The organism is Tropicimonas sp. IMCC6043, assembly GCF_004146235.1.
GTDB lineage: Bacteria > Pseudomonadota > Alphaproteobacteria > Rhodobacterales > Rhodobacteraceae > Tropicimonas.
Genome location: NZ_SELO01000056.1, coordinates 1 through 17852 on the forward strand (window position 1 = coordinate 1; position 17852 = coordinate 17852).

Annotated in this window: 18 protein-coding genes; 9 read left to right on the forward strand and 9 right to left on the reverse strand. The window is 62.6% G+C overall.

The genetic code is table 11. The annotated features are described in order from the left end of the window. Window positions 1–480 precede the first annotated feature (480 nt). Complete coding sequence (locus EU800_RS23350; protein ID WP_129635903.1) at window positions 481–1398, reverse strand: LysR family transcriptional regulator; 918 nt, start codon at window positions 1396–1398, stop codon at window positions 481–483. Between the two features lie 44 nt (window positions 1399–1442). Continuing rightward, window positions 1443–1679: a hypothetical protein gene (locus tag EU800_RS23355; RefSeq protein ID WP_129635904.1), complete on the reverse strand. Its 237-nt coding sequence runs from the start codon at window positions 1677–1679 to the stop codon at window positions 1443–1445. On the opposite strand from EU800_RS23355, the gene EU800_RS23360 reads away from it, so the two are divergent. The 8 genes from EU800_RS23360 (at window position 1678) to EU800_RS23395 (ending at window position 9670) form a co-directional block, all read left to right on the forward strand. Continuing rightward, complete coding sequence (locus EU800_RS23360; RefSeq protein WP_129635905.1) at window positions 1678–2682, forward strand: hydroxyacid dehydrogenase; 1005 nt, start codon at window positions 1678–1680, stop codon at window positions 2680–2682. The genes EU800_RS23355 and EU800_RS23360 overlap by 2 nt on opposite strands. A gap of 9 nt (window positions 2683–2691) precedes the next feature. Then, on the forward strand, window positions 2692–3372 hold the full coding sequence (locus EU800_RS23365) for an RraA family protein (protein WP_129635906.1): 681 nt from the start codon (window positions 2692–2694) through the stop codon (window positions 3370–3372). Between the two features lie 30 nt (window positions 3373–3402). After that, the gene (locus EU800_RS23370) at window positions 3403–4356 is read left to right on the forward strand and encodes a tripartite tricarboxylate transporter substrate binding protein (RefSeq protein WP_129635907.1); all 954 of its coding nucleotides are present in this window, start codon (window positions 3403–3405) and stop codon (window positions 4354–4356) included. Between the two features lie 69 nt (window positions 4357–4425). Then, entirely contained in the window at window positions 4426–4887 is a 462-nt protein-coding gene (locus tag EU800_RS23375) for a tripartite tricarboxylate transporter TctB family protein (protein WP_129635908.1), read from the forward strand. A 7-nt stretch (window positions 4888–4894) separates the two neighbouring features. Then, a complete protein-coding gene (locus tag EU800_RS23380; RefSeq protein ID WP_129635909.1) occupies window positions 4895–6409 on the forward strand; it encodes a tripartite tricarboxylate transporter permease in 1515 nt (504 codons plus the stop codon). Window positions 6410–6412: 3 nt separating this feature from the next. Continuing rightward, entirely contained in the window at window positions 6413–7456 is a 1044-nt protein-coding gene (locus EU800_RS23385) for an amidohydrolase (protein ID WP_129635910.1), read from the forward strand. Further along, the gene (locus EU800_RS23390; protein WP_129635911.1) at window positions 7453–8397 is read left to right on the forward strand and encodes a tripartite tricarboxylate transporter substrate binding protein; all 945 of its coding nucleotides are present in this window, start codon (window positions 7453–7455) and stop codon (window positions 8395–8397) included. Before EU800_RS23385 ends, EU800_RS23390 begins: the two co-directional genes overlap by 4 nt. A 97-nt stretch (window positions 8398–8494) precedes the next feature. Next, window positions 8495–9670 carry an alpha-hydroxy acid oxidase gene (locus tag EU800_RS23395; RefSeq protein WP_129635912.1) on the forward strand — a complete coding sequence of 392 codons (1176 nt, stop codon included), beginning with the start codon at window positions 8495–8497 and terminating at the stop codon, window positions 9668–9670. A 640-nt stretch (window positions 9671–10310) separates the two neighbouring features. On the opposite strand, the gene speB is transcribed toward EU800_RS23395, so the two are convergent. From speB to EU800_RS23430, 7 genes are read right to left on the reverse strand one after another with little or no spacing between them, the layout of a single operon-like run. Beyond that, entirely contained in the window at window positions 10311–11279 is a 969-nt protein-coding gene (gene speB, locus EU800_RS23400) for an agmatinase (RefSeq protein ID WP_129635913.1), read from the reverse strand. 12 nt (window positions 11280–11291) lie between these two features. After that, the gene (locus tag EU800_RS23405; RefSeq protein WP_129635914.1) at window positions 11292–12002 is read right to left on the reverse strand and encodes an SDR family NAD(P)-dependent oxidoreductase; all 711 of its coding nucleotides are present in this window, start codon (window positions 12000–12002) and stop codon (window positions 11292–11294) included. Continuing rightward, complete coding sequence (locus EU800_RS23410) at window positions 11999–12766, reverse strand: SDR family NAD(P)-dependent oxidoreductase (protein WP_129635915.1); 768 nt, start codon at window positions 12764–12766, stop codon at window positions 11999–12001. The genes EU800_RS23405 and EU800_RS23410 overlap by 4 nt, the downstream gene beginning before the upstream one ends. After that, a complete protein-coding gene (locus EU800_RS23415; protein WP_129635916.1) occupies window positions 12766–13533 on the reverse strand; it encodes a creatininase in 768 nt (255 codons plus the stop codon). Before EU800_RS23415 ends, EU800_RS23410 begins: the two co-directional genes overlap by 1 nt. A gap of 17 nt (window positions 13534–13550) precedes the next feature. Next, window positions 13551–14339, reverse strand: coding sequence for an ABC transporter ATP-binding protein (locus EU800_RS23420; RefSeq protein ID WP_129635917.1), 789 nt, complete (start codon window positions 14337–14339; stop codon window positions 13551–13553). Then, window positions 14339–15148 (reverse strand): ABC transporter permease, encoded by an 810-nt coding sequence (locus EU800_RS23425; protein ID WP_129635918.1) that lies wholly within the window; start codon window positions 15146–15148, stop codon window positions 14339–14341. The genes EU800_RS23420 and EU800_RS23425 overlap by 1 nt, the downstream gene beginning before the upstream one ends. 57 nt (window positions 15149–15205) lie before the next feature. Then, a complete protein-coding gene (locus tag EU800_RS23430) occupies window positions 15206–16267 on the reverse strand; it encodes an ABC transporter substrate-binding protein (RefSeq protein WP_129635919.1) in 1062 nt (353 codons plus the stop codon). A 187-nt stretch (window positions 16268–16454) separates the two neighbouring features. On the opposite strand from EU800_RS23430, the gene EU800_RS23435 reads away from it, so the two are divergent. Further along, window positions 16455–17039 carry a TetR/AcrR family transcriptional regulator gene (locus EU800_RS23435; protein WP_207209982.1) on the forward strand — a complete coding sequence of 195 codons (585 nt, stop codon included), beginning with the start codon at window positions 16455–16457 and terminating at the stop codon, window positions 17037–17039. Window positions 17040–17852 lie beyond the last annotated feature (813 nt).

Genomic DNA, 17852 nt, shown 5'->3' on the forward strand with positions numbered 1-17852 from the left:
GATCGCTGTATTGCTGCTCGGATGGCGTGCGTGGTCGTGGCGCTGCCGTGACGTACCTGTCCCATAGGGCTTCCTTCCATTCCAGCGAATGGATCGCACCATCAAACCGTGGGATCAAACACCTAGGCCTCCGGACACCAGAGTATCCAATTTCTATCGCGGAATGCGGTCGTCCGTTGCGCACTGTGCAAACGTCCGCGATACGCAGAGAGCAACCTTTGCAAAGATTCCGTCACCCGAATTCGCAATGGGTGCGAACGGCCCTTAGCTGCCTTTCGGCATCTAATGTCCAAGCGTCTGCTTGTTGCAGCCAGACTGCTACAAACGTTTCTCAAATTGGTCAGGATCTCAATCCATCATGCGGCGCTGAACTGACGCCGCTCGAAATCCTGATAGGCGAGGAGACCACCTTGCCAAGCTCCACTGGATTTGCTCTGATATCGCCCTTTCCGTTTACCATTGGGGGGGGCTCTTTCAGCTCTACGCCACCGTTTCTGTCCCGACGCTCGTATCGTCGGAGGGATAAACGCCCCATTCTCCGGCGGCGTTTGCAAGCTGCCGGTGCACCTCGTCGAAAAACCGCGCCTTGGGCGAATTGGCGGCCTGGACGATGCCGATCTGTCGGAACACCGGTGGGTCGCCAAAAGGCAGAGTCTTCAACGGCAAGTTGTTGCTACGTAGGGCAATACTGGGAACCACGCCTGCGCCAAGCCCGCCGGTCACGAACTCGACAATGGCAGGGATCGTGTCGATCTCGGCGATGTCATTGGTAAAGATGCCCATTTTGGCAAGCTCCGTGTCAATCAGGTTAGCGAGCGGCACCGGACTGCTGAAACGGATGAAAGGCGTGTTTTCGAGGATCTCCGTGAAGGTCTCCCCCCCAGCATCCGGTGGTGCGATCACCACAAGGGGCTCGCGGATGAAGGGACTCCATTTCAGCGTCCGCGGCATGCCGACATGCTCGGCCACGATCCCCATGTTGATCCGGTCCGCCAGCAAGTCGTTGATCAACTCGTTCGACAAACCCACGCGCAAGTTGACCTTCAACTCGGGGTATGTTTGCCGAAGCCCGACGATGGCGAGCGGCAGCAACCCGATCGTGGAGGTGCGCACCGAACCGATGGTCAAGGTCCCCGTGGCGCGGCGACCATCGAGGATGATCTTTGTCTCCTCGACCGTCCGCAACACCTTGCGCGCCATTTCGATGAGTTGAAGCCCTTGGAGGTTGAGGCTCGGCGGCCGGGACTCCCGGTTGAACAGCGGAACACCGAACTCGCTTTCGAGCGCACGAATCTGCTGACTGACTGCTGAGGGCGTGATGTGAACGACTTCAGCGGCCCGTGCAAACGTACCATGGTCGGCGATTGCGACGAGTGTCTGCAGTTGCCTGATGTCCATTTCCTGCTTCTCCGACCGAGGCTCGCTTCGTTTCACGCCTGAGATTAAAGCGGTTTTTTGGCGACTTTGACCTGCAAGTCCGCGCCAGCGTGATCAATATACAGTTTTGCTTCATCAAGTGAAAAGATTTTTTCGCTTTTGAAAAGTTTGCCTTCTCTATAGCGTCCTTCGAAATGGAGGACACGCCCGTCGCTGCAGGGAGGCAGTGCGCGGACCACACCAGAATTCGCGTTGTTGCACCCTTCGTCCTTCCGGGCGGAGGGAAGGGAGAGACTTGTCATGACGAAAACCATCCTCGTAACCGGGCCGGACCTTCACCTGAAGGCAGCGGAACTGGTGGCGCAGAAAGGGTATCAAACCGTGCACACACCTCCCTATGCCGATGCGGAGGTGATTGCGAAACGTCTGGTGGAAACCGGTGCGGAAGGTCTTGTCTCGCGGATGGGGCGTATTGATGCGTCGGTTATGGATGCGGCTCCGGCGCTGAAGGTGATCTCGAAGCATGGCGTGGGGGTCGACAATATCGACACCGCGGCTGCCGCCGAGCGTGGCATTCCGGTGCTTGTGGCAACTGGCGCGAACGCGGTGTCTGTCGCCGAGCACGCCATCGCCTTGATGCTGGCAACGGTCAAGAAACTGCTGCCGCTCGACAAGTCTCTGCGCGAGGGCCGCTGGGAAAAGCCGGGCTTTGCCGGCCGGGAACTGGGTGGCTCGACGCTGGGCCTCGTGGGCACCGGCTCAATCGCCCAGGCGACCGCACGCATGGCGAAGGGGCTCGGCATGAAACTGGCCGGGTACGACCCCTTTGCTCCGCAGGAGGTGTTCGATGGCCTCGGCATGACACGTTGCGACAGCTTCGAGGCTCTGTTGCCGGTTTCCGATGTTCTCAGCCTGCATTGCCCACTGACCGCCGAGACGCGCGGTATCCTCGATGCCGACGCGATCGCGAAGCTTCCCACGGGCGCTTATGTCGTGAACACCGCCCGAGGCGGGCTGATCGACGAAGCGGCATTGGTCGAGGCGTTGAAATCCGGCCATCTCGCCGGTGCCGGTCTCGACAGCTTCGCCACGGAGCCGCCCGCCGCGGATCATCCGTTTTGGGATGTGTCGACACTCGTCGTGACACCGCATATCGGCGGCGTTACCGCGCAGGCCTCCGCGCGTGTCGGCGTGACCGCGGTGCAGGGCATTTTCGATGTGCTCGAGGGCCGGCCGATCCCGCCGTCTCGTATCGTGAACCGTGCCCAGCTCGCACAACCCCGCCATCCTCTCGTTGAAGCATAAGGAAAGACCATGACCATCGGATTCGAGATCCGCAATCGCAGCCGGGTTGCCGACAAGGCTCTAGTCGAGGCTTTCGCCAAACTGCCCGTCGCAAATGTTTCCGACTGCATGTCCCGCATGACCGCCGGCGGCGCAAGGTTGCGCCCGATGCATGCAAGCGGCGGAATGGCGGGCGTGGCGCTCACCGTTCGCGCGCGTCCCGGCGACAACTTGGTGCTGCACAAGGCGATCGACATGGCCGAGCCGGGCGACGTGATCGTCTGCGATGCGGGAGGCGACGTGACCAATTCGCTGATGGGTGAGTTGATGCTGGCTTATGCCAAGAAACGTGGCGTTGCGGGGTTCGTGCTCAACGGTGCGATCCGCGACGTTGATGCCTTCGTCGAAACCAACCTTCCGACCTTCGCCGTCGGCGTAACCCATCGCGGCCCCTACAAGGACGGCCCGGGCGAGATCAACGTCCCGATCAGCCTAGACGGCATGGTCATAGAACCCGGGGATATCATGATCGGCGACTCCGACGGCGTGCTTTGCGTGCCGCTCGCCGATGCCGAGGAAATCCTGAAAAAGACCCAGGCCAAGCAGGACGCCGAAACCCGACAGATGAAGGCGATTGCCGAGGGTACCAACGACCGCAGCTGGGTGGACAAGGCCCTGAAGGAAAAGGGCTGCGTCTTTCCGCAAGTCTGAAACGTCTCGAGATTAATGGGAGGAGACACTATGAAAACGACCATGAAATGCGCCGCACTTGCCGGTGTGATGATCCTTGCCGGTGGCATGGCTTTGGCCGAATACCCGGAAAAACCGATCCAGGTGATCGTCGGCTATTCGGCCGGTGGCGGCACCGACGTGATGGCGCGCACCACCGCACCCTTCATCGAGAAATACCTGGGCGAAGGCGCCAGCATCGTCGTCAAGAACATGCCGGGCGCCTCGGGCCAGATCGGCATCACCGAAGTGGCCAATTCCGATCCCGACGGCTATACGCTCGGCACTTTCAACCTGCCCGGCATGATGGCTCGCACGCTCGATCGCCAAGCCGATTATGACCGCGACAGCTTCACCTATCTCGCGAACGTGGTGAACGACCCTAACGTGATCGTCACGTCCAAGAACAGCGGTCTGGACACGATCGACAAGCTGATCGCCGAAGCCAAGGAAAACCCGGGCGCGATCACGGTCGGCATGTCGAGCCTCGGCGGCGACGACCACTTCATGCTGATCAAGCTTCAGAACATGACCGAGACCGAGTTCACCATCGTGCCCTTCAAGGGTTCGGCACCGGCGCGCACCGCGCTGATGGGGGGGCATGTCGCTATGGGTATCCTCAACATCTCCGAAGTGGCGAACTTCCAGGAAGAACTGAACGTTCTGGGCGTTGCCCTCGCCGAGCGTTCTGACTTCGCGCCCGACCTGCCGACCTTTGCCGAGCAGGGTGTCGATCTGATCAACGGCTCGATGCGCGGCGTCGTGGCGCCGGCGGGCCTGCCCGAGGATGTCGAAGCCAAGTTGCTCGACGCCTTCACGCAGCTCGCCGAGGACCCCGAGTTCATCGCGGCGATGAAGGCCACGGCCAATCCGGTGGAGGTCGTCACCGGGGCCGATTTCAAGGCACTGACCGGAGATCTCTATGATCTCGCCAAGGAGGTCTGGGAAACCACGCCCTGGAACTGAGCCTGTCGCCCGAAGGTGCGGGGAATCTCCCTTCCCCGCACCATTTCCATCCGTCACGAAGCCGAAGCCATGTCCAATAATCATAGAAATCGCCTGATACGCCCCGAGACCCTGACGGCGCTCGGCATCGTCGCGGTCGCTACCGCGTTTCTCGTCCCGACCGCCTCGCTGAAACCCATCTCGGCGCTGCTGCCGGCAGCCATGCTGGTCGGGCTCATCATCCTCTCGGTGGCGCTGCTGATCGACGATCAGCGCAAGGCCACAGCTGGGGAAGAACCCAAGCCGATGACCTCCGCGCCGAAGCGCGTGCTCGGCGCGTTCGGGTTGATCCTCGGCTACGCGCTCGCGGTGGATTTCATCGGTTTTTACGTCAGCACGGCCATTGCCGTTCCGCTGGTGGCCTATGCCTTCGGCTACCGCAATCCGCTCGGTCTCGCCATCGCGACCGCCATCGTGCTTGGCGCGATCTTCATGATCTTCGACTTCGGGATGTCCCAGGACTTCCCCGCTGGTCGCCTCTGGGAGAACTGAGGCCCCCATGTATTCCGATCTTCTTCACGCGCTCCCCAACGTCGTCGCCTTCGCGAATTTCGCGGCGCTCGTCATCGGTGTGCTCGCCGGCATCGTCGTCGGTGCCATGCCTGGCTTGTCGGCCACCATGGCGATCTCCGTGCTCGTGCCCTTCACTTTCGGACTCGACCCGCTGGTGGCGCTCGGCCTGATGGCCGGTATCTATAACGGCGCGATGTATGGCGGCGCCATTCCGGCTGTGCTCTTGCGCATTCCCGGCACCCCCGCCGCTGTGGCCACCACTTTCGATGGCTACCCGATGGCGCAGAAGGGCGAGGGCGGGTTCGCGCTTCAGGTCGCCGTCGTGTCCTCGTCCATCGGAGGCATCGCCTCGGCTTTCGCGCTGATGCTGCTGGCCCCGCCGCTCTCCAAGGTCACGCTGCTCTTTGGCCCGTCGGAAGTGTTCTGGGTCGCTGTTTTCGGCCTTTGCTCGATCATATTCCTGCTCGGCGGAAACCCGGTGAAGGGCCTGATCTCGGCCTGTTTCGGCGTCTTTGTTTCGGTCGTGGGTTCCGACCCGATCTTCGGAACCGACCGTTACACATTTGGCCAGCTGGAACTGCTCGACGGCATCCATATCGTGATCCTGCTCGTCGGACTCTACGCGCTGCCGCCGGTGATCGACCTGCTCGAAACGCCTCTGAAGACCGACACGAGCAATTCCGACAAGCTCGGCACCGAGCCGATCTGGCGGACCCTGCCGCGCATGCTCCGCTTTTGGAAAACCTGGCTGCGTTCCGCCGCCATCGGGATCTGGATCGGCATCCTGCCCGGCGCGGGCGGCTCCATGGCGGCTTTCATGTCCTATAACGAGGCCCGCCGGACCTCGAAGACCCCCAATACCTGGGGCAATGGCGAGCCCGAGGGCATTGCAGCCTCTGAAACTGCGAACAATGCCGACACCGCTTCCGCACTGATCCCCGCATTGACGCTCGGCATCCCCGGCACGGCCGTTGCCGCGGTGATGCTCGGTGGCCTGCTTGTCCACGGGCTTCAACCGGGTCCGATGCTGTTCCGCGACAACCCGGACATCGTTTTCGGCTTCATGTGGCAGTTCCTGTTCGGTGCGATCCTGTTGGTTTTCCTCGGCGGCTCGCTGGCCACCAACAGCTTCGCCAAGCTGCTGAAACTGCCGCGCCCGCTGCTCGGTTCCGTGATCATTGTGCTGATGCTGATCGGCGTCTACTCGATCCACGGGCCGATGTTCGACGTCTACCTGATGCTGGGTTTCGGCGCGGTGGGCTACCTGATGGACAAGCTCAAGTTCCCGCTGCCCCCGGTCGTGCTCGGCCTTATCCTGGGCTCCTTCGCCGAGGAGAACCTGCGGTTGGCTCTGCGGATCGGCCGCGGCGACTGGTCTGTGCTCTTCGCCAACACGACGAGCCAGATCCTGGTTCTGATGACGGTTGCTGTCATCGTCGGCCCGATCATCAAGCGGCGCTACTTCAACAAATCGGCCAACGGGCCGGACGAGAAGGCGTGAGCCGTGGCGCAGGCGAGCCCGCATTTCCCGGTTCGCGAAAACTGGCTGGCGCTGGTCGAGGAGGATGTGCTGGCGCCGGAACAACCGATCCTCGATGCGCATCACCACCTTTGGGATCGCCCCGAGGGCCGCTACGTCACCGCCGACTTCTTGCAGGACGTGAGAAGCGGCCACGACGTTCGGGCCAGCCTCTATGCGCAATGCCGGACCGGGTATCACAGCGAGGGGCCCGAGGAAATGCGCCCCTTGGGCGAGGTCGAGACCATCGCCCGCTGGTCGGCAGGCCAGCCCGACTTCCCGGCCGGGTTCATCGCCTTCGCCGATCTGCAACTGGGCGCGGGCGTAGGCCCGGTATTGAAGGCACTCGTGGAGACGGGGGACGGCAAGGTGCGTGGCATCCGAAACACCACCGCCTTTCATCCCCATCCCGCGGTTCGCTCCAACTCCAACCCGCCGCCGGACGGTCTGCTGCGCAGCGAGGCTTTTGGGGAGGGCGCGCGGGAAGTGGCCGCGGCCGGCCTGGTACTGGATGTCTGGGCCTATCAGAGCCAACTCGACGAGGTCGCCGCGCTGGCCGACGCTGTACCGGAACTGACCATCGTGGTCGACCACTGCGGCGGTCCTCTCGGAACCGGGCCTTACAAACATGACGACCGCGCATGTTTCGCGGATTGGCGGGCGCGGCTGGCGCAACTGGCCGAACGGCCCAACACACGGATCAAGATCGGCGGTTTCGGCCTCACGGTGATGGGGTACGGCTATGCGCTCGCCAAGCTGCCGCCCTGCTCTGAGAGGCTGGCCGCTGATTGGGTGCCGCATGTCGAGGCCTGTCTGGAGTCCTTTGGCCCGAAGCGCGCCATGTTCGAGAGCAATTTCCCCGTGGACAAGGGGCAGTTTTCCTATCGCACGCTCTGGAACGCTTTCAAACGCCTCGCTGATGGACTCGGCCCCGATGCGCGGGAAGACCTTTTCTGGCGCAGCGCCGCGCGCTGCTACGGAGTTGATGAAGCACTCTTTTCGACCGACACTGGGAGGACAAAGTCATGAAAAGATACCTGATAACGGTGGCTGTCGCCGCATTCGCAAGCGGCGCTGCAGTCGCCCAAGATTACCCCGCCAAGCCCATCGAGATCATCGTCGGCTATTCCGCCGGAGGCGGTACCGACGTGATGGCGCGCACGGTCGGCAAGTTCCTGGAGGAGGCCCTTGGCGGTGCATCCGTGGTGGTCAAGAACATGCCTGGTGCGGGCGGCCAGATCGGCTTTACAGAAGTCGCTGGTGCCAAGCCCGACGGCTATACGCTCGGCACGTTCAACCTGCCCGCTGCCTTAGCGCTGACCTATGATCGCGCGGCCGACTACGACGTTTCGAGCTACACCTATCTGGCCAATTTTGTTGAGGATCCGAACACGATCGTCGTCGCTGCCAGCTCCGAATTCGAGACGCTGGAGGCGTTTCTCGAAGCGGCCAAGGCAGACCCGGGCGCGATCACCGTCGGTCTCTCGTCTCTGGGCGGCAACGACCATTTCGGCGCCAACATGATGGCGGCGGCCTCGGGCGCCGAGTTTACCCTCGTGCCGTTCAAGGGCGCCGCGATGGCGCGAACCGCGCTGATGGGCGGACATGTCGCGGCCGGCACCATGGCGCTCAGCCAGACGACCTCGTTCCAGGAGGAGCTTCGCGTTCTGGCTGTGCTTGCCGAGGAACGCTCCGCCTTCCGGCCGGACGTGCCGACAGCCAAGGAGCTTGGCTACGATGTGCAGATGTCATCCTTGCGCGGGATCGTCGCGCCGGCAGGGCTGGATCCGGAAATTGCCGCCAAGCTGCGCGACGCCCTGACGGCAGTCAACGAAATGCCCGCCTTCCAGGAAATGATGGCCGAGCAGGGCAACCCCATTGCCTTCGTGGCGGGCGATGCCTTTGCGGAGATCGCCCAAGCACAAAACGACGTCGCACGTTCGATCTGGGAAGAAACCCCCTGGAAATGACACGAATCGCGGCGCGCGGATTTCCCGCCGGAACTGGATATCGCCGGCGCTCCGATGTTCTCGGGCTTCGAACCGCCGCAAGCGTGAGTGGTGCGCCATGCTGCTGAACCTCGACGATTACGAGATTGCCGCCCGAAGACGTCTGCCCCGGCCGCTGCACGGCTATATTGCCGGGGCCGCCGAGAGCGCGAGTGGCTTTCGCGACAATCGCACCGTGTTCGACGAGATGCGGCTGGTTCCCCGTGTGCTGCGCGGGGTCGAGGAGCGTTCGATCTCCCATCGGCTTCTCGGCCATAAGTGGGAGGCCCCCTTCGGAATCGCCCCAATGGGGATCGTCGCGCTGATGGGGTTCGATGGCGATGTCGCCACCGCCCGCGCCGCCGCCAAGGCGGGAATCCCCTACGTGCTCAGCGGCTCGTCGCTGACACCGATGGAACGGGTGTTTGATGCAAATCCCGACGCATGGTTTCAGGCCTACCTGCCCGGAGAGGAGGAGCGGATTACAGCGCTGGTCGACCGCGTGCGCGCCGCGGGGTTTGCAACGCTGATGCTGACTGCGGACACCGCCGTTCTCGCCAATCGCGAGAACAACCTGCGCGCCGGTTTCTCTACACCGCTGAAGCTGACGCCAAGGATGATCTGGGATTTCGGCCTGCGTCTGCGGTGGGTCTTCGGGACCTTCGCACGCACCCTAATCTCGTCTGGCATGCCGCATTTCGAGAATTCCTACGCGGAGCGTGGCGCGCCGATCATGTCCAAGAGGGTTGCGCGCGATTTCGGCCGCAAGGATCACCTGAACTGGGAGCATATCCGGCTAATTCGCGATCTCTGGCCCGGGAGGCTGGTGCTGAAAGGGCTGCTTTCGCCCCGCGACGTTGCCAAGGCGCGTGACTTCGGTTGCGACGGGGTGATGCTCTCCAATCATGGCGGTCGACAGCTCGATCACGCGATATCCGGGACACGTGCCATCGCTGCAGCGCGCGAGGAAGCGGGCGAAATGGCGCTGATGGTGGATGGGGGCTTCCGGCGGGGCACCGATATCGTCAAGGCGCTGGCGCTTGGCGCAGACTTCGTCTTTGTCGGGCGCCCCTTCCTGTTCGCCGTCAGTCTCGGCGGCGAAGGGGCAGTTACACAAGCAATCGGCATCCTGAAGAATGAGCTGCGACGGGACCTTGGGCTGCTTGGGCTTCGTGAAATCTCCGAGGTGGACGAAACGATTCTGCTGTCTCGGCCCAATTCAGTTGCGGTGACCTGTGAGACGGAAAGGGATTGACGTGAAGCAAGCGGATGGGTCGTCTTTAGTAATGCCAAAGTCGCTACGAGACCTTCCTGCCCCGCTTAAACAGGTTCCTTCCGAAAAAACATACTGGGCACCTCGATTCACCATCCCGCCCATGACGGACGTCACTAATCTGTCTTTATGTTGAGCGGACTATTTTGCCGAACGCAGCGAATGGCCGACTTCCGCCCGTCTTGCGAATCCTGCGCGCGCATCGGTCGAGGTTTCGCGCCTGCGGCTAAGGTCCGGTTGGTCGGCAAACTTGACCTTCGATTTCCTACGCTTCACTGGCGGTGACCTGTGGGCGACAAGAGGTCCGTTGACTGCGCTAAACTGCCGTTGGTGATGCCAAGCGTTTCGCAGATGCGGCATCGACTCACGCGTCGCGACCGGCCCTGAGAGGTCACTCGACAGGAGCTATTATGCCGCTCCGCAGCTTTCGCTTTGCGGCCATTAGTGGACTGCACAGCAAGTTTGCAGAGGCCAGTCGTTTCCTTTCTGTTGTTGCTTTCGGAGGCGGTGCATTTTCTCCGAAGCGAAGCTGTTCCGACGCGGGCACGCCTTGTCTTGGGCAGCGTCAACGGTTACGATCAATTGCATGTCCGCCGTTCCGCAACTTGCGCCGGAAGACCTATCAGCTCGAACGGACCATTCCGCCAGCCATCACGCAGAGCAGTTCGAACAGGATGGTCGCGCCCAGATAGGCGGTTCCGCCTGACGCATCGAACGGGGGCGAGACTTCGACCAGGTCGGCGCCGACGATATGGCATCCGCCCAATTCCCGAACCACCTTAATGGCCTGAAAGGAGGTCGGGCCGCCGATTTCGGGCGTTCCGGTACCGGGAGCAAAAGCCGGGTCGATGAAGTCGATGTCGTAGGAGATATAGGTCGGCGCGGTGCCGACGATGTCACGGGCCTCGGACATCACCTCCTCGACTCCGCGCGCGTGAAACTCCTCGATCGGGATAACCCGGATGCCGACGAACTTGGCGAACTCCCTATCCTCCCGGTCATAGGTCGACCCTCGAATGCCGATCTGCACCACGCGTTTCGGGTCCAGCAACCCTTCTTCGACGGCGCGGCGGAAAGGTGTGCCGTGGGTATACATCGTGCCACCGAAATAGCTGTGGAAGAGGTCGGTATGGCTGTCGAAATGCACCATGCCGAGCGGGCTGTCGGCGGCCAGCGCGCGCAGCACCGGAAGCGAGGTCAGATGATCGCCGCCAGCGGTCAGCGGGCGGACACCCGCGGCGCGGACCTTGTGGTAGAATGCCGTGATCCGGGACATCGAGTCCTGGATATCGGCCGGGTTGGGCGGCACGTCGCCCAGGTCGGCGCAGTTCATCGCCTCGAAGGGACGGATGCCAGTGGCGCCATTCTCGGCCCGCATCATCGTCGACATGTCGCGCAGCTGGCGGGGTCCGTGGCGCGGGCCGGGGCGGTTGGTGGTGCCGCTGTCCCAGGGCACGCCGATCAGGCCGACATCGACCTTGGCAAGGCGCGCGTCGTCCAGGCCCACATGCGGCAACCGCATGAAGGTCGGCACGCCCGCGTAGCGCGGCAGGTCGAAGCCGGACACCGGCTGGAAGAAAGGATCGCTCATCGTCGTCTCCTGTCAGGTCATCACGCTGCCGCCATTCACCCCGTAGCATTGCCCGGTGATAAAGCTCGCATCCGGTCCGGCGAGGAAGGTGGCGAGCGCGGCCACCTCCCCGGGGCGGCCGAAGCGGGCCAGCGGCGTATCAAGGTCTTTGGCCAGAGCCTCGGGGCTCATCGCGCCGGGGCTGGTCATATCGGTATCGATCGGGCCGGGGGCGATGGCGTTGACGAGGATCTTCGGCGCCAGTTCCCGCGCCATGGAGCGTGTTAGCGCGATGATTCCGCCCTTGGAGGCGCCGTAGGCGGCCATGTTCTCGCGCCCCAGCAGCCCGAGATCCGATGCGATATTGATGATGCGCCCGCTCTCCATCCGCCGCGCCGCCTCGCGCGCGACGAGGAAGCTGCCGCGCAGGTTGACGGCGATCACGCGGTCGAAATCGGTCACGGAGGTTTCGGCGAGCGGTGCTTCGTGCAGGATGCCGGCGTTGTTGACGACGATGTCGGGCGTGCCGAGTTCCGCCTCGATCCGGTCGAAAAGGCAGACAACGTCGACCTCGCTGGACACGTCTGCAGGCAGCGCGAGTGCGACCGGAAAGGGGACGGCAGGAGGGTCGTCGGCATGACAGGTCGCCACGCTTGCGCCTGCGGCAGAGAGTGCCTCGGCTATTGCCCGTCCGATGCCGCGCGAGCCGCCGGTGACCAACGCAACCTTGCCTTGCAACGTCACGACATCACCTCTCCACGATCCACGTTGATCGCTTGTCCGGTGATATTCGCAGCCGCATCGCTACCGAGGAAGAGGAATAGCCCCGCGACATCGACCGGGTCCATCACGCCCGCGAGCGCCTGTGCCTCGGAGACCTCCGCCAGGATGTCCTGTTCGCTGCGCCCCTGCGCCTCGGCCATCCGCGCCAGCGATCCCATGGCCTGTTTGGTTCGCACCCAGCCCGGACAGATCGCGTTGACGCGAATTCCGCGCGGCCCGAGTTCCTGCGCCCAAGTTCGTGTCAGCCCTATGATCGCGTGCTTGGAAGCGACATAGGCCGAAAAGTCAGGCACGGCCGTACGCCCCCAGATCGACGCGGTGAGCAGTATGCGCCCGCCTGCTTGCATCCTGGGCACTACCGCCCGGGTGACGTTACGGGTGCCGCGAATGTTCACGTCGATGACCCGGTCGAACACCGCGTCGGTCTCCGGGTCCGGGCCGTCCAGCGGGGTCGGGCGTTCGAGCCCGGCATTGTTGACCAGCACGTCGATGGGGCCGAGGGCACCCAGCGCCTCTCGAACGGCCGCGCCATCGGAGATGTCGCATTCAATTGCTGTGGCCTTGCCGCCGATCTCCTTGCCGACCGAGCGGATGCTTGGATCCAGATCCACGATCACCAGATCGGCGCCGGCAACCGCGAAGCCCTCGGCCACGGCACGGCCGATACCACCGGCCGCCCCCGTTACCAGAACGCGTCGGCCGCAATAGTCGAAGTCCGCACGCATCAGCCCAACTCGTAGAATTCGCGCCGGATGGCAGCCGTGATGTCCCGCCGATACTGCGCGGCGATGAGCGCGCCCTTCTCGGGGCTCGCGCCCTTGGCGGAAATCAGCGAGCCTTCGGGCGCCACCCATTCCCGGCGCGGCGGCCAGACGTCGTAACAGGGCGCCACGGCGGCCTCGTTGTCCGGCACGAGGTCGAAACGCACCAGTTCGGGATGGAAATTCATCATCAGCGAGGTCTCCAGAACGGCAGCATGTTCCAGTTCGATGCCGGGATAGCCGTCGGGGAAGACCTGTGCGAGCGTCTCGTCGGTCAGGAACTCCCAGTGCTGGAGGCACATGATCCGAACGCCCTTGTCGCCAACCTCCCGCATGGCAAGGTCGATCCCTTCGTTCAGGAACCACAGGTTCTCGTAGTTCCCGTCGAGCACGCATATCCGCCGCGCACCGTGGCGCACCAGTTCGCGGATCACGTCGCGGATCACGCAACTCAGCGTGTTACCGTCCAGCCCGGTGCTGCCGGGAAAGAACGGTCCGCCGGCGGAACGGGTCATGGACTTGTAGCCATAAGTCACGGGGGCCGCGACGACGCCGCCGACTTCCACAGCGATTTCGCGCGAAATGGCATAGGGGAGCAAGTAATCCAGCCCCATCGGAAGGTGCGGGCCGTGCTGCTCCAGCGTGCCGGTCGGCAGGAAGATCACCGGGTTGGATTTCAGCGCCTCGGCATATTCCGGCCAGGTCATCTCCGGCATCATCACCGTTCTCATCGGGTCTTTCCTCACTGTCACTCGCGGGCACCTTCTTCGCGCATCAACCGCATGATCTTTTGTTCCATTTCGGCATAGCCGGGGAGTTGCACGATGTGTTCCTTGTCGTTGATCCGGTTGCCATGCTTGAACTCGGGCACGATCACCTCCTTGAGCCGGCCCGGATGGCTCGACAGGAAGATGATCTTGTCGGCCAGGAAGATAGCCTCCTCGATGTCGTGGGTCACGATCACCATCGTGGTGTTTTCCTGCCAGGCGATGTCGATCATCATCTCCTGCATATGCCAGCGGGTCTCGGCGTCGAGGGCGCCGAAGGGCTCGTCCATCAGCAGGAGTTCCGGCCCGTTGGCCAAAGTCCGAGCGATGGCCACGCGCTGGCGCATGCCGCCCGAGAGCTGCGAGGGATAGGCGTCGGCGAATTTGGTCAGGCCGACCAGCTCGATGAAATGCGCGGCCCGCGCGCGGCGCTCCGTCCGCGGGACGCCATTCACTTTCATGCCGAACTCGACATTCCGGCGCACCGAGAGCCAGTCGAAGGAGGTATAGGCCTGAAACACCATGCCACGATCGCGGGCCGGGCCGACCACTGGCTTGCCATGCAACGTGACCGCACCGTCGGACGGGTCCTCCAGCCCTGCGATCATCCGCAAGACCGTGGACTTGCCGCAGCCCGAGGGGCCGAGCAGCACGCAAATGCGGTTTTCCTCGACCTCGAAGGAGACGCGGTCGACCGCCTTCACGGACTTGCCGCCGGCGACCGGGAAGACCTTCGAGATACCGTCCAGATGCAAGAGCGCCTCGCTCATCAGCGTGTCTCCTTGCGATAGGGGAAGAGCCAGCGGTGCAGCAGGCCGAAGAGGAGGTCGAATGTCAGCCCGAGTGCCCCGATGACGATGATGCCCGAAAGGATCTCGTCGGTCTTCAGGAATCGCCGGGCGCGCATCATCATCGCGCCGATGCCAGTGGTGGAGGCGACGATCTCGGCGATTACCAGGTAGGTCCAGGCCATTGCCAGCATCTGGCGCATGGCGGTGAAGATGTCCGGCAGCACCGCGGGCAGGACCACCTGCGTCACCGTCACCCGGCGGCTGGCGCCCAGCGTCAGCGCGGTTTCGATGAGTTCCTTCCGTACGTTCTTGGTGTGGTCCATGATCAGCGTGATCAGGAAGAACACCACGCCGATGAAGAGAAGCGCCAGTTTCGGCGCCTCGCCGGTGCCGAACCACATCAGCAGGATCGGGATGAAGGAGGGCGCCGGCAGGTAGCGCCAGGCGCCGATGAACGGGTTGAAGATCGCCTCGACCGAGGGGAAGGTGCCCATCATCACGCCGAGCGGGATCGCCACGGCGCAGGCCATGGCGAAGGACACCAGCACCCGAGTGATCGAGATCAGCACATCGCTGGCGAAGCCACGCTCGGCGAAGAAGTCCCAGGTGGTAGAGAAAACCTGCTCGGGCGGCGGAACCAGAAGGGCGTTCACCCAGCCGGAATGTGCGGCGAGGCTCCAGACCCCGAAAAAGACGGCCCAGATTCCGATCGCCGAAAGGATCGCCTGCGGCCGCGACACCGGCTTGCGGATTTCGAAGAAGTGGCGCTCTTGATGCGGCGTTGGCATTGTGTCTGGCTTTTCCGTGTGTCAACGGCGCGCCCGCTTCGGGACGCGCCGAAAGGCTCAGTTGGCGGTGAAGGACTGGCGGTACCCCGCCTCGACAAGGTCCCCCATCAGCGAGCAGTCGATGCCGGCAGCAGCGTCGACCTTGTTCTCCATTAGGCCGAGCTTGATCCACCAGTCATTGGTCAGGGCGATGGCATCCACCATGCCGCCATTGGGCAGACCGAAGGGCGGCTCGCCCTCCAGCACGCCACAGGCGCGGGCGGATTCGTCGAAATCATTCATGTAGATCCCGCCCTCGAAGCTTTTGCCGTTGGTCCCGATCACGTAGCCGATATCCTCGACCGGCCATTGCAGAAAATCGGCGAGGATCTGGTTGGTCTCCTCGACATTGTCGTGCCAGTAGCCGAGCCCCTCCCAACGGGCCTTCAGCACCGCCAGCGCCACGTCCCGCTTTTCAGCGATGAAGTTCTTGTTCATGTAGAGCGAGTCCATGAAGATGCCGGTCTTGAGCACCTCCGGGTCAGCCGTGTTGACGACGCTCTCCGCTCCCGGGGCGGCTTCAAGCACCTTGGAAATCCAGGGCTCGTACATGTAGGCCGCCGACAGGTCGCCCGACAGCATCGGCCCCACTGCCTCGTCGGCATTCAGGTTGACCCATTCGACCTCATCCGGCGCGATGCCCTGGCTGTCGAGCCAGATGCCCATGAGCAGGTGCCCGATATAGGCCTGAGGAGCGGAGACCTTCTTGCCCTTCAGGTCGGCAATCTCGACACCGCCCTTCATGATGATGTGGTCGACCCCGTATGAGGGGTTGAGAAAGGCGACGTTCACCACGTCGGTACCACGGTCGACTATCAGCGGCGTGTAATCCGCGGTGCAGCCATAGACGTCGAGTTGTCCGGCCGCGAGCGCCGAATGCCCGCCGAGCGGATCCTCGAAGATGGTGATATTCAGGTCGTGCCCGTCGGTCAGGCCCTTTTGCCGGGCGACTTCGAGCATGGCGTATCCCGGCCAGGACACGCAGACGCCCACATTGACCGCATCCGCATGCGCGGAGGGAGCGGCGAGCGCGCCGGCGGAAAGTGTCGAAAGGAGAAGGAAGGACGAAAGATTCTTCATGGTCTGATCCCCGTTGGTCACGTTCTTAAGAAAACATATGCACGGACAAATTTTTAGTTCAATAAAAATTTTTATCGAGATAAGATATGTTCGGGACCAGCGAAAGCTGTGCACAAATTTTAATCAGGGAGTCCTGCCAGTGGCCGGTTTGAGAGAACGCCAGAAGCAAGACCGCCAGAAACGCATCTTGGAAGAGGCGCGCGCGCTGATTCTGGAACAAGGCTACGAGGCGACGACCATTGAGGGGATCGCGGCCGCAGCCGGCCTCTCTGGCGTGACGGTCCACAACTACTACGGCACCAAGGCCGGGGTGCTGCTGGCCATCGTCGCCGAAAGCGATCGGAAACTCCTGGAGAAAATGGGGGCGGCGTTGTCCCGTGACATCGATGACCTGCTTGAACTGCTGCTGAGTTTCGCCACGATCATCCGGCATCACGCGGTCACGAATCTCAACAAGCCGATATGGCGGCAAGTCGTGGCCGCGACTATCGTTGACCCGGATTCGCGGTTTGCGAAGACCTATCACGAACTCGACCACAAGCTCTCTATGGTCCTGGTTCGAGAGGTCGAGAGGCTGCAGGAAGCGGGCCGAGTGTCTGCGGACATTTCTGCCATCGCCGTCGGAAAGGGGCTTTTCCATCTTCAGAACACCCGTTTCATCCAGTTCGTGTCGCTGGATGACATGACGGAGGAAAAGGCGGATGAAACATTGCGCAGGGACGTGTCGGCACTTCTGCACGCACTTCCTTGCCGCGGTTCGCGCGGAGGTTGACCGCTCTCCAGGATTTCGTCCTCGGCCGGTAATCGCACCCTACTCTTGAACCCGCCGTTGACCTCGGTCGACACTACTGGCTCACCGTCGAAGATGTCTCCTAACCCAGCGAGGAAGTTTTCGAAGCATGCCTGTCTCCTTGCGCGGCAGGCACGCGAGTTTTACATCAAGCCCAACGCTCCGGCGGCAAATGTGTGGCCGATGGAGCGCTCGAGCGTCAGTTCGAACCATAACCGACTTTGAGTGACTCTGTGCTCTGGCTTTGAATCCAAAGTCAGCTTTTGCCATCGGCTAAGAGTGGCGGGTGTCCGCAACGAAATTCCGGTTGCCGCCCGTCCTTCCATCCGTTGAACCCGTGACAGCTGAAATCTCGCGCTCGGAGTGACGGTCAACTAATGGGAGCCAAGAACACACGGCCATAGGGTTCACCCCTGCAACCAGGCATCGGAGAACTCGACAATTTCAACTCCAGCCAGGGTCCTGACCCGCTCGAGTTCGGCAACCAAGGCAGAAGTTCGCCCCTTACTGACCGGCACGGCGCACGCCGATGCTCGGGAGCATTGAGGACGAAGCACGCGGAAACCCATCGGGGCCTGCGGCGACGATGTATAGGGCCGCTTCAGAAAGCCGGATATACGTCAGCAATCGTGACGCCAGCCCCGGAACCAGCCAAACCGTTGCAATCAGGCGGGTTCCATAGCCGTCCGCATACGACGTCAGCACCCTCCGTCTTCAATCCAGTCGGTCAATCACGGCCTGAGTAGCTTCGTCTGTCGAAGCGTTGCCACCAAGATCCCGGGGCAAGCAGTCTCC